We start from the raw sequence: 12,167 nt of genomic DNA on the forward strand, positions 1-12,167 counted from the left end.
TCCATGGCTGACACCGCATTTCACATCGAGGTCGTCTCGGCGGACACGCGGCTGTACTCGGGTGAGGCGACCTTCGTGATCGCTCAGACCACCGAAGGTGAGCTGGGTGTCCTCGCCAATCACGAGCCGTTGCTGGGACAATTGGTCGAAGGCGGTTTCGTGTTGATCGAGGAAGAGGGCGGTCAACGCAAAGTCGCGGCCGTGCAGGGTGGTTTCCTGTCGGTCACCGGTGAGACCGTCACCGTCCTCGCCGAGTCTGCCGAGTGGGCAGACGAGGTCGACGCCGACGCAGAACGTTCCGTTCTGGAGTCGGAAGAAGAGGGCAGCGAGCGTTACATCCGTGCGCAGTCTCGGCTGCGTGCGGTCGAAGAGCTGGGCCACGTGAAGTAGATCGTCGATCGGATGGCATCCTGGTGACCAGGGGACCATCTGGACGGCTAGCCGTTTCCCCGGTCCCCGCGAACTTCGAGGAGTTTGCGGGGACCGGGTGTTTTTCTAGCGGGGGCAGAAGGAGGTGTCGGTTGTGCACTGGAATCTGATTGCCCTTGCGGTGTTGGTACTGGTCACCTTGGCGATGTTCTACGTTTTTTATCGCATCAATCAGCTGCGCGGCGCGGGTACTTCTGCACTGTTGCGCGAACTACCCGCTGATGACGGTCGAGCGTGGCGGCATGGCGTGGTGCGTTATGACGACAACGCGATGGAGTACTTCCGGCTCCGCAGCATGCGTCCCGGCCCCAACCGCCTGGTTCTCCGTCAGGTTGTCGTGTCCAAAGGGCGCCGCGGGCCCACGCCGTCCGAGGCCGATGTGATGGACGACGACATGGTGATCCTCGAACTGGCCGACCGGGACGGTGCGTTCGAGCTTGCGCTCGACGGCGGCGCCGTCACAGCCTTTCAATCCTGGCTCGAATCCCGCCCGTCTCAGCGGGCCGAACGCACGGGCCGCGAGCGCCGCCGCTGATCTGCGACCTACTGGTCGTTTCCCGTTCCAGATTTGGCGCGGGTTCGCTGCTCGCCCGGCTGCCAGAGCACGTCTCCGCCCGGGTTGGCGACTCTCGACAAGATGAAGAGCAAGTCGGACAACCTGTTCAGGTACTTGGCCGGCAACGCGCTCGTGCCGTCGGGATGAGCGTCGATGGCAGCCCATGCAGACCTCTCCGCCCGTCGTGTGACGGTTCGGGCCACATGTAGTAGCGCGCTCAGCGGACTGCCGCCCGGCAGGATGAACGAATTGAGCGGTTCCAGCTTGTCGGTGTAGTGGTCGCACCACACCTCGAGATCATCGATGTAGCTCTGTAGTAGCCGCAGTGGGGGATACTTCGGATCCGGAACGACCGGTGTCGACAGGTCGGCGCCCGCATCGAACAGATCGTTCTGCACGCGCGTGAGGATCTCCGCGATCTCCGGGTCAGGGTTGCCGAGAGCCAGAGCTGCGCCGATTGCGGCATTTGCCTCGTCACAGTCGGCGTAGGCGATCACCCTCGGGTCGTTCTTCGACACACGGGAGAAGTCGCTCAGTCCGGTTTCGCCGCTGTCTCCGGTTCGGGTGTAGATGCGTGTCAGGTGTACAGCCATGGATGAAATCTACCCGTCGGCGCGGGCGACGACGGCATGGGCAACGGACACGGTGACCTTTGCCCCGATGTATCTGCTGGCGCGGAGGGAACGATCGTTCGGTGGTCTGAGTGGGGAAAAGAGCGACCGCGCAACGAATTTCGCGATTTCGGTCTCGACGGAGACACTTCCGGGTGTCTATTTCGGGGAGGGCTTGGACAAGTGGCGGGCCGTCGGGGTCGCGCTGCGACCGGTCGCTTAGGCTACGTGTCGTGGATGATCGTTTTCTGGTGACGGGGGGCGCGCGGCTGACCGGTGAGGTCGAGGTCGTGGGCGCCAAGAACAGCGTGCTGAAGCTGATGGCAGCTGCCCTGTTGGCGGAAGGCACCACAACCATCACCAACTGCCCGCAGATCCTCGATGTCCCTTTGATGGCCGAGGTCCTGCGTGGACTCGGAGCGTCGGTGAGCCATTCGGGCGACACCGTGGTCATCGACACCCCGGCCGAGCCCAAGTTCCACGCGGACTTCGACGCGGTGAAGCAGTTCCGGGCCTCGGTGTGTGTTCTCGGGCCCCTGATCGCAAGATGCCGTCGAGCTGTGGTCGCGTTGCCGGGCGGCGACGCGATCGGTTCCCGGCCGCTCGACATGCACCAGAACGGGCTACGCCTTCTCGGTGCGCGCAGCGTCATCGAGCACGGTTGTGTGGTCGCCGAGGCCGACACGTTGATCGGCGCGCCGATCGCACTCGAGTTCCCCTCTGTCGGAGCCACGGAGAACATCCTCATGGCAGCGGTGCTGGCCGAGGGCGTGACGACGATCGACAACGCCGCGCGTGAACCCGAGATCGTCGATCTGTGCGTCATGCTGCAGCAGATGGGTGCCAAGATCTCCGGGGCGGGCACGTCAACCCTGACCGTAGAGGGGGTGGACCGTCTCCAACCGGTCACCCACCGGGTCATCGGAGACCGCATCGTGGCCGCCACGTGGGCGATCGCGGCCGTGATGACCCGCGGCGACATCGCGGTCAGGGGTGTCGACCCTCAACATCTCCAGCTCGTTCTCACGAAGCTGTCCGGGGCAGGCGCGACGGTCACCCAATACGAGAATGGCTTCAGGGTCGCCCAGTCCGGCCGGCCCGTTGCCGTGAACTACTCGACTCTGCCGTTCCCCGGATTTCCGACCGACCTGCAGCCGATGGCCATCGCCCTCGCGTCGATCAGCGACGGGATGTCGGTGATCACCGAGAACGTCTTCGAGGCTCGCTTTCGTTTCGTCGAGGAAATGGTCCGGCTGGGGGCAGATGCCCGCACCGATGGCCATCACGCCGTGATCCGCGGTATCGAACGACTGTCGAGCGCGCCGGTCTGGAGTTCGGACATCCGTGCCGGAGCCGGCCTGGTCCTGGCCGGCCTGGTGGCCGATGGGGTCACGGAGGTTCACGATGTCTCCCACATCGACCGCGGCTATCCGGACTTCGTCGAGATCATGCGGAGCCTCGGCGCACAGATCGAACGGGTCGAGCCGCTTCCGCAGTAGTGACAGAAGCGGTGGACCTGTCCTGATGGCCAGGTGGCCGTGCTGACGTGATGGACATGAACCCCCACTGCGCGGGTCAGGTGACCTTGTTTCCGGTGTGAGCTGGGCAACATCCTTGTGAGGCAACAGTTTCCGCCCAGCACAAGGAGATACACGCCATGGCCATCGAGCTCAACCAGATCTGGGAATTCCCGATCAAGGAGTTTCACCCGTTCCCCAAGGCGAAACTGGGGGTCGGCGCTCACGACATGATCGGTGTCGAGGCCAAGGAACTGGGTATGTCGCGAGTCCTGCTGATGACAACCGGTCTCCGCGGCTCGGGCATCATCGAAGAACTCACCGGCAAGATCGAGTACCAGGGCGTGGACGTGGTGCTGTTCGATCAGGTGGAGTCCAATCCCAAGGACTACAACTGCATGGATGCCGCCGCCCTCTATCAGTCGGAGAAATGCGACGGGATCATCTCCGTGGGTGGCGGTTCGAGCCACGACGCCGCAAAGGGTGCCCGGATGGTCATCGCCCACGACGGGCGCAACATCAACGAGTTCGAGGGATTCTCCAAGGCGACCAACAAGGAGAACCCCAAACACATCGCGGTGTCCACCACGGCGGGTACCGGCTCGGAGACCTCGTGGGCTTACGTCATCACCGACACCTCCGACATGGCGAATCCACACAAATGGGTGGCCTTCGACGACACCTGCCTCGTCGACCTCGCGATGGATGATCCGCTGCTGTACTACACATGCCCCCAGCACTTCACCGCATTCTGCGGGTTCGATGTCTTGGCCCACGCCAGCGAGCCCTACGTGTCGCGGCTCGACTTCGCCCCGTCGCTGGGCAATGCCAAGTACTCGATCGAGCTCATTCGCGACCATCTACGGACGGCGGTCTACGATCCGAAGAATCTGGAAGCGCGGACCGGCATGATGCATGCGCAGTACATCGCGGCACAGGCCTTCAACTCCGGCGGACTGGGCCTGGTGCATTCGCTGTCGCACGCGGTCAGCGCCTTCTACGACAGTCATCACGGCTTGAACAACGCCATCGCATTGCCTCGGGTGTGGGAATACAACCTGCCCTCCCGTTTCGAGCGCTATGCCGAGATCGCCAAGTTGATGGGCGTCGACACGTCCAAGATGACCACGGTTCAGGCAGCGGATGCCGCGGTGGAGGAGGCCATCCGATTGTCGAAGGATCTGGGCATCCCTGACAACTTCGGTCAGCTGCGGATCGACAGCTACGACAAGAACCGGATGAACACGGGCAAGTACGAAGGTCGTGGCGACAAGATGGACACCTCGGACAAGCAGGTCCAGGCGATCGCCGAACACATGATGGGGGACTGGTGCACGCCGGGCAACCCGCGCGAGTCGACTGTCGAATCCCTGATCCCGATGGTGTCGCACGCTTTCAGCGGTTCGTACTGACACCGGATTCGAGCAAGAGAGGACACCATGACGGAGTTGGCGTACGAATCCCGGATCGACTCGGACGCAGCATCATTCGACAGCCCGGAAGCTCTGGCGGAGGCGTTGCGTGGCAACGGTTATGTCATCGACCACGACCTCTCGGTGGTGGTTCATCTGGCGACCGTGCTCGGCAGGCCGCTGTTGCTGGAAGGTCCGGCCGGCGTCGGCAAGACCGAACTCGCCAAGTCGCTGGCCGCAGCGTCGGGACGCCGACTGGTCCGCCTGCAGTGTTACGAGGGTCTCGACGATTCCCGGGCGCTGTACGAATGGGACTACGCACGCCAACTCCTTCATGTACAGATGCTCCGGGACCGCATCACGACCGAGTTGGCAGGGTATGCGGACCTGGCTGCGGCGTCGGCGGCGCTTGCCCGCGAAGATGTCGGGGTGTTCACCGAGGATTTCTTGGTGGCCCGGCCCTTGCTGGAGGCGATCCTGTCGCCTGAGCCCGTTGTGTTGCTGATCGACGAGGTCGACCGCACGGACGAGGCCATGGAGGCGGTGATGCTGGAGGTCCTGGCCGAACAGCAGGTGACCGTGCCCGAACTGGGGAGCTTCACCGCCCGCTCGCAGCCGTGGATCGTTCTGACCTCGAACGATACCCGCGAGCTGTCGGCGGCACTCAAGCGTCGGTGCGTTCACTTCTCGGTCGACTACCCGGATGCCGCACGGGAGCGGGAGATCGTGGCGTCGCGTGCGCCCGAGGTCGAGGAGTCTGCGGTCGCGGACGTCGTGGCGCTCGCCGGGCGGCTCCGGGCGATGCCGCTACGTAAGAGTCCATCGATCGCTGAGGTGGTGGATGCGGCGCGGGCGGCGTCGGTGCTCGGCGGGGTGTCGGGTGAGAACACCCGGGCGCTGCTGTCCTTGCTCGTCAAGTTCGGCGCAGACGTCGACACCGTTCAGGCGCAGTTGTCGGGTGACGATGCCCGAGACGGCGTCACTACTGCTGGGACTCCCGTCGCCGCGGGCAGCGGAACGAGAGGGTCGGTCACGGCTGCGGCCTTCGGAGCCGGCCGGGCACGGTCCTCGGGCCGACGATGACCGCGGGTCGCGATCCCGTACTAGACGTGCTTGCCGGCGTGCTCGGACGGATGTTGCGGCGCCGAGGGGTGCGGGTGTCGCCGGCCGAGACGATCGAGGCCCGCCGTGTCCTGGCCCTCTACGGATCAGAGCTGTCGGTGTTGCGCCCTGCGCTGCAGGCGGTCACCGTCAAGTACGACTACGAGCGACCGGCCTTCGACGCGGTGTTCAACGCATTGTTCGTGACCGGGCCCGCATCGGTCGATGACCCTGGAGCCCTGCCGACCGTGCGGGGGACCCCCGGCGGATTGCCAGATGAGTTCGAATGGGATGACGAACTGCAGGGCGCCGCCCGGATGGTCGGGGCCGACGAGCACACCGAAGAGGTCGGCGACCTTTTCGACTCGGATCCCGAACGAAGTGAACGCCATGGTGAGTCGGCGCACCGCGAGGAGAACGATTTCACGGTCTCGGCGGGCGCGGAAGCTCTTGCGGTAGACCCGGATTCCGGCTCCACGCAGGGTGGTATCACGTACACGATCGAGGTGGACAACGCCGGCTCGGCCACAGCCGGTGACCTCTCGTCGGCGCCGATGCGAGTGCGGTCGGGCATCCTCTCGCTCGTGGACGCGCAATCCGTGTTGGACCGGCTCGATGACTACGACGCACGGCGCGTCTACGGGACCGCCGGCGCCGACGACCTCGATCCGGCTCAGCTCGAACACCTGATGGCCGCGATCGAGTCTTTCGTCGAGGCGCTCACCCGGGACGCACCGGCCGCCGAAGACGAACCTCGTCCCGGGGACGCAACGACGCCGACGATCAGCCGAGCAGACATCGATCAGGCGTGCCACCGGATCGTCCGACGCATGCGAGGTGCCCCACGTACTCGCGCACGGACTCAGGGCCGTGGCCGGCTGGCGATCCGGCACACCCTCCGGGCGGCGCTGCGTACCGATGGAGACCCTGTTGACCTCTATCGGCGCACGCTGGTGGCGGGCCGAGTGCGGCTGGTCATCGTCGTGGACGTGTCCTTGTCGGTGCGCCCGGTCACCGGCTTCATCCTCCGGCTGGCACAGTCCCTGCATCACATCGCCGACCGGTGCACGGTCCTGGCCTTCGTCGACAAGCCGATCGATGTCACGACTCCACTGCTCGTCGGCACCGGAGATGATGCGCTGGCGCGGATCTTGTCCGCTCCTGGCCTCGATCTTGCGGCCACGAGCGACTACGGCAGCGTCCTGGACGGATTGCTGACAACACACGGTGGTGTGCTCGACGCTCGTACGAGTGTTTTGTTTGTCGGCGATGCCCGCGGTAACGGGTTCGCTGCGCGGGCCGACCTACTCGGCGAAGTGCGCCGCCGCACGCACCGACTCGCCTGGGTCACTCCTGAGCCACGCCGATACTGGAGCCAGACCGGTTGCGGGATGGGCGAGTACGCCGAGTATTGCGACGCCGTGGTCGTGGCGCGCGATGCAGAAGAACTTCTCGAACGTGCCGACGAGATCGGTACGGCATTGTCGTGACGGAGAGCGGGACCAGGAAAGCGACCATGAGGTCATGACACGACACCAGTTGACAGAAATCGTGTTGAGCGGGCCACGTGGTCACTAGGGTCGAGCGTGGGTGCGGCGCGCGCGACCGAGTCACCGGCTGCCACCCACGGACAGGAATCGGATCATGATGCGCAGCATGCCGTCCCCACGGATCGTGAAGTTCCATGCTCCCGAGATGATCATCGGCGACGGTGCGCTGGCCGAGGCCGCACTTGCTGCTTCCCGACTGGGGATGCGCCGGCCGCTGGTGGTCTCCGATCAGAAGATCCGTGCCACGCCGTGGTTCGACGAGTTGTCGGGCAGAATCGTGTCGGTCGGATTGCATTCGGATTGTTTCACCGGTATCTCGCCCAATCCTCGTGCCCAGGAGGTCGCAGCGGCGTTCGAGAAGTACAAACGACACGGGGGCGACGGGATCATCGCGCTCGGAGGCGGGTCGGTGATCGACGCGGCCAAGGGCGTCGCGATCTTGGCGTCGAACGGCGGCCACATCCTCGAATACGAAGGCATCGACCGGGCAACGCGTCCGTTGCCTCCGGTGGTGGCCATTCCGACCACCGCCGGCAGTGGCTCGGATGTGTCCCAGTTCTGCATCGTCAACGACCCAGCGCGGCACACCAAGATCACGATCATCGGCCGGGGTTTGGTTCCCGACGTCACCGTCGTGGACCCACGGGTGCTGGCCACGGTTCCACCCGAGGTCACTGCCCAGTGCGGAATGGATGTGCTGACCCATTGCATCGAGGCCTACGTTTCCATCGCCCATAGTCGGATGACGGATACATTTGCGCTGCAGGCTCTTTCGACCACCTGGCGTCATCTCGAACGACTGGTCGACAACCCTGCCGATCCGGAGGCGTCGGTGGCCATGGCCCACGCTTCACTCGAAGCGGGCATGGCGTTCACCAATGCGATCCTCGGGGCGGCGCACGCCATGAGCCACCCTGTCGGCGGGCATTGCGATGCTGCACACGGCGCCATCAACTCGGTGTTGCTGCCGCACGTCATCCGTTACAACGCCCACGTGTGTGCCGACGGTTTCGTCGATCTCGCGGAGGCAGTGGGGCTGTCCACTCACGGAACACCGATGAGTGTGGCCGATCGGCTCGCCGATCAGGTCTCGAAGTTCGCCCTTCGGATCGGGATGCCGGCCAGTCTGTCGCCACTCGGGGTGAACAGCGCGGACATCGAGATGCTCTCCGCGCACGCGCTGGCCGACTCGTGCATGACCACCAATCCGCGCCAGCCGGACGCGGCCACCGTCGCCGATCTGTACCGGGAGGCGCTGTGACGGGCCGGCCGTCGGGTCCCGGGCCGGGTGACCTGGAGTCACTGGTCGGCCTCCGTTCGGTCAAAGGCAGCCACTATGCGCAGTTCAGGGGTGTCGAGCAACGCCTGACGCGCGTGGTGGGCGCGCTGGAACGGATCTCCCGAGCGCTCGTGCGCACGGCGGAGGGACCCGAGACCCTGGTGTTGTCGGTGCTCGACGCAGCGCGCGAGCATCTCGGGGCCCAATGGGTTCTTTTTGCGTTGAGCGATGGTCGACTCGAACGCACGGGGCCGCGCCACCTCATGATGGATGCGGACGGTGATGTGTACGCCTTCGAAGGCGCGGGTTCGGCGGGCAAACCGGTGGGCTTACCCGACGAAGTGCTCAACCGGCTCAACGACGTCCTACGTGGCCAGATGACGAGATTGGGCCGGCCAATTATCGAAGCCCACCACATTCACGTACCGGTCGAGTTGAACGGAGAAGTCGTCGGAGGACTGTCCGCGTGGATCTCGCAGACGCACACCATCGATCCGACCGACGTGGTGGTTCTTCGGATTCTCGCAGGTCAGGCCACAGTGGCGCTTCTGAATGCGGCCCTGTTCGAGGAGAGCCGGCACCTGCTGGTGCGCGCCGAGCAGGCGTACGAGGAGAGCCGTCGTCACGCCGCACACCTGGCCGAGCGCAACGCCGAACTCGAACGCACTCAGCGCGAACTCTCGGCGGCCATGCGCCAAGAGGTCCTCAACACCGAGCGCGCACGTATCGCGCGAGAGCTCCACGACTCGGTTGCACAGTCGGTGTTGTCGGCCGGCGTCCAGATCGAGGTGTGCCGCATCGATGCCGACCCGGCGATCGCGGATCGCCTCGCCGTGGCGGGGAAGTTGACCAAAGATGCCGTGGAGCAGGTGCGATCGGTCATCTACACGCTCAATCACGCTCCCTCCGATCGTGCCGGTGACCTGGCCGCCATCCTGGAGGAACTCTGTTCGATGCACATGCCGGATGATCTCCGGACCGACGTCAGGGTGATCGGCCGTCAGCGAGACCTGGCCCACGATGTCCAGCACGCGATCTTGCGGATAGCAGGAGAGGCGTTGTTCAACACCGCGGTGCACGCCCAGGCAACCAATGCTCGAGTTGTCCTCTTCTACTCCGAGAGCGACGTCCGTCTGACCGTCGATGACGACGGCTCCGGGGACCCCGAGTACATGCGCCGGGTGATGCGCGCCGCGACCGTGGGTGACCTGGCCGGACGGCATCACGGGCTCGCGAACATGCGATCCCGGGCCGTGGAGCTCAGTGGCGATCTGAGGATTCGCCGCTCCCGGCTCGGCGGCGTACGCATCGTGGTGGAGATCCCGACAACTGACAGGGTGGACAGATGATGGACGTGACCGACCGCGCACTTGCCGGGGGCAAACGACCGATCCGGACCATGCTGGTGGACGACCATGCGCTGCTGCGCGAGGGGATGCGCTCTCTCCTGGAACGCGAGAGCTCCATTTCGGTTGTGGGAGAAGCCGATACCGTCGGCGAGGCGCTCGAAGGCGCAGCCAGATTCGCGCCCGACGTGATGGTTGTCGATCTCAAGCTCACAGCCGGCACCGACTATGAGGGCCTGCGTCTGATCAGTGAGTTGACACGGCGGCATCCAGCGGTCGCGGCACTGGTTCTCACCACTTTCCTCGACGACGACCTGGTGGTCCGTGCCGTTCGCAGCGGCGCCAAGGGCTACGTGGTGAAAGACATCGACACCACCGAGTTGGTGCGGGCGATCAAGTCCGTGTCGAGGGGAGAAAGCGCCTTCGACTCACGCAGCGCAGCTGTGGTGCTACGCGCGGTCACCGGGCAAGGACGCTCCGAGACATTGACCGAACGGGAACGCCAGGTCTTGCGGCTGCTCGCCGACGGCAGCTCCAACAAGAGCATCGGCGAGACGCTGTTCATCTCCGCGTCAACCGTTAAGTTCCACATTCGCAACATCATTCGGAAACTGGGCGTCTCCAAGCGCACGGAGGCGGTGTACGCGGCCAGTAAGCGTGGCCTGATCTAGCGACCGTTGTGATCAGCCGCCAGGACGAGCCAGCCACCGTGGTCGGAGAACGTCAGGGCGTCCGGCTGTCCGGCGGTCTCTGCCCACCGGGTCAGCGTCTGCGGGGTGAGTGTGTGGTGATGGCCGAAGTGTGCGCTCGCGACCTGCTCATAGGGAACGGCGATCACAACCCGCCGGCGAGCCACGCGTAGTGCCTCGGCGATGGCGATGTCCGCACCACCGGGCAGATGTTCGAGCAGGTGGATCAGGGTGACCGTGTCGACGAAGTCATCCGGGTAGGGGAGCGCGAGGGCGTCACCGCACTCGACCTGCACATTCGATATGCGCTGCCGCGCGGCCTCGTCGAGCAGTCGCACCGCCCCGGCCGAGATGTCGCACGCGTACACGTCGGCGCAGTGACCCGCGGCGGCCTGCAACGCGAAGAATCCGAAACAGCAACCGACCTCCAAGAGGCTCGAACCGCTGATGAGTGAGAGCGCTCGCCTGTGAATGGGTGCAAATGGTGATCGGCCAGCCGACAACTCACGCAGAGAATTGGCGTAGAAAGCGCGCCAGCAGTCGCCCGCGTCGTCGGCACAGGTGAGAATCACGCCGGTCGCCGCGTCTTCGAATTGCTGCCGGCCCTCGAGGACACCGCACTGCACCAGTCCTTCGAGCTCAGCCACCATCCGGGTGTCGGACACGGTGGCGAGGTCGAGGTCATGACCGATCTCGAGGCGACCCGTACGGCCGTGCCTCCATTGCAGGGCACCCACCCGTTGCGCACCCGAGCCCGGTGGGCCTTGTTGCACCACAACGCAATCGGTGACGAAGCGAGTCTGGGACAGGAGTGCGGTGGTCATTCTCCGACGCTATGGGGGAGGGGAACGGAGGGTAACTGTCCAAATGGTGGGGACAGCTCGACAAATGGGCAGTCTTGCGGACCGTCCGGGATGGCCCGGTGTCAATACGACACGCTGAACGACCGCCCGTGTTGGTGATCACAGCAGGTCGAATTCGCGAAAGTGGTCCCCAGGCCCGGAATGCGGAGCCGCGAGCGCAGCGCTGACCTGCACCGATGCACGCGTAAGCAGCTGTTGTCCAGGCGATTTGACGTTGCATGTCCGACCCGCGTAACTTTCTTCAAGTCAGCGAGTGAGGCGCCGGAGAGCGAGAGTCCGGAGCGGCCAAGAACACCGACGGGATGTTTTCCTGAAGGAACAACGCTGACCGCCCAAGTTCGAAACGAGTCCACTGAAAAGTGGAGCGTATCGACGCGGGTGGCCCAAGGTCCTGCGACCTTCGGAAGCCACGAACGGCCTCAAAACCGGGAGTTGCGCCGAGATTACAGAGCTGGTAGGCTGGTAGAGTTGCCTCGGAGACGGGGACAACAACAGCTAGACAATAATATCCTTACCGGGATGGCACGACATATAACGGTGTCGAAGTCGGTACGGGGTGTGTTCTTTGAGAACTCGATAGTGTGTCGATGGATTGTTAGTGCCAATTTAGGTGCTGCATTTCTGTCACGTGACGAAGCCCTTTTCGGGGTTTGGTTGGTGGTGGGGTGTGGTGCCGGCATTAGTTAGATATTTTATTTTGATCCCATCGCAGGTTTTGAGTCCTGTGGTGGTGTCAGTTTTTGTTTGGTTGGGATTGTGAAATCTCTTCAGGACATATTTTTTTGAAAAGCGTGTTCTTCGGAGCATGGTTTTT

Annotated in this window: 13 protein-coding genes; 10 read left to right on the forward strand and 3 right to left on the reverse strand. The window is 64.2% G+C overall.

The genetic code is table 11. From position 1 onward, the window contains the following. Positions 1-3 precede the first annotated feature (3 nt). Both WIMU1_RS21680 and WIMU1_RS21685 read left to right on the forward strand, forming a co-directional pair. Positions 4-390, forward strand: coding sequence for a F0F1 ATP synthase subunit epsilon (locus WIMU1_RS21680; RefSeq protein ID WP_023957903.1), 387 nt, complete (start codon positions 4-6; stop codon positions 388-390). 133 nt (positions 391-523) lie between these two features. Then, the gene (locus WIMU1_RS21685; protein ID WP_051406508.1) at positions 524-964 is read left to right on the forward strand and encodes a DUF2550 domain-containing protein; all 441 of its coding nucleotides are present in this window, start codon (positions 524-526) and stop codon (positions 962-964) included. A gap of 8 nt (positions 965-972) precedes the next feature. On the opposite strand, the gene WIMU1_RS21690 is transcribed toward WIMU1_RS21685, so the two are convergent. Then, entirely contained in the window at positions 973-1,578 is a 606-nt protein-coding gene (locus WIMU1_RS21690; RefSeq protein ID WP_062800247.1) for a cob(I)yrinic acid a,c-diamide adenosyltransferase, read from the reverse strand. On the opposite strand from WIMU1_RS21690, the gene WIMU1_RS21695 reads away from it, so the two are divergent. The 8 genes from WIMU1_RS21695 to WIMU1_RS21730 all read left to right on the forward strand — a co-directional run bounded on the left by WIMU1_RS21695 (position 1,577) and on the right by WIMU1_RS21730 (position 10,472). Next, on the forward strand, positions 1,577-1,819 hold the full coding sequence (locus WIMU1_RS21695; protein ID WP_062800249.1) for a hypothetical protein: 243 nt from the start codon (positions 1,577-1,579) through the stop codon (positions 1,817-1,819). The two genes, WIMU1_RS21690 and WIMU1_RS21695, sit on opposite strands and share 2 nt — an antisense overlap. A gap of 10 nt (positions 1,820-1,829) precedes the next feature. Then, a complete protein-coding gene (murA, locus tag WIMU1_RS21700; RefSeq protein WP_023957911.1) occupies positions 1,830-3,095 on the forward strand; it encodes a UDP-N-acetylglucosamine 1-carboxyvinyltransferase in 1,266 nt (421 codons plus the stop codon). Positions 3,096-3,253: 158 nt separating this feature from the next. Then, positions 3,254-4,525 carry an NDMA-dependent methanol dehydrogenase gene (gene mdo, locus WIMU1_RS21705; RefSeq protein ID WP_023957913.1) on the forward strand — a complete coding sequence of 424 codons (1,272 nt, stop codon included), beginning with the start codon at positions 3,254-3,256 and terminating at the stop codon, positions 4,523-4,525. A gap of 27 nt (positions 4,526-4,552) precedes the next feature. Next, on the forward strand, positions 4,553-5,608 hold the full coding sequence (locus tag WIMU1_RS21710; RefSeq protein ID WP_062800251.1) for a MadB family AAA-type ATPase: 1,056 nt from the start codon (positions 4,553-4,555) through the stop codon (positions 5,606-5,608). Further along, complete coding sequence (madC, locus tag WIMU1_RS21715) at positions 5,605-7,116, forward strand: MadC family VWA domain-containing protein (RefSeq protein WP_062800253.1); 1,512 nt, start codon at positions 5,605-5,607, stop codon at positions 7,114-7,116. Before WIMU1_RS21710 ends, madC begins: the two co-directional genes overlap by 4 nt. A gap of 154 nt (positions 7,117-7,270) precedes the next feature. Next, a complete protein-coding gene (locus tag WIMU1_RS21720) occupies positions 7,271-8,437 on the forward strand; it encodes an iron-containing alcohol dehydrogenase (RefSeq protein ID WP_062800254.1) in 1,167 nt (388 codons plus the stop codon). Beyond that, positions 8,434-9,804 (forward strand): MadS family sensor histidine kinase, encoded by a 1,371-nt coding sequence (locus WIMU1_RS21725; protein WP_062800257.1) that lies wholly within the window; start codon positions 8,434-8,436, stop codon positions 9,802-9,804. The genes WIMU1_RS21720 and WIMU1_RS21725 overlap by 4 nt, the downstream gene beginning before the upstream one ends. After that, entirely contained in the window at positions 9,804-10,472 is a 669-nt protein-coding gene (locus tag WIMU1_RS21730) for a MadR family response regulator transcription factor (RefSeq protein WP_062800258.1), read from the forward strand. The genes WIMU1_RS21725 and WIMU1_RS21730 overlap by 1 nt, the downstream gene beginning before the upstream one ends. Here the strand turns inward: WIMU1_RS21730 and mftM are convergent. After that, on the reverse strand, positions 10,469-11,314 hold the full coding sequence (mftM, locus tag WIMU1_RS21735) for a mycofactocin oligosaccharide methyltransferase MftM (protein WP_062800260.1): 846 nt from the start codon (positions 11,312-11,314) through the stop codon (positions 10,469-10,471). The genes WIMU1_RS21730 and mftM overlap by 4 nt on opposite strands. 663 nt (positions 11,315-11,977) lie before the next feature. Next, positions 11,978-12,167 (reverse strand): hypothetical protein (locus tag WIMU1_RS26540; protein ID WP_218017667.1); only part of this gene is annotated, 190 nt, incomplete at its 5' end.

This window comes from Williamsia muralis NBRC 105860, from assembly GCF_001598915.1.
In the GTDB taxonomy this organism is placed as follows: domain Bacteria; phylum Actinomycetota; class Actinomycetes; order Mycobacteriales; family Mycobacteriaceae; genus Williamsia; species Williamsia muralis.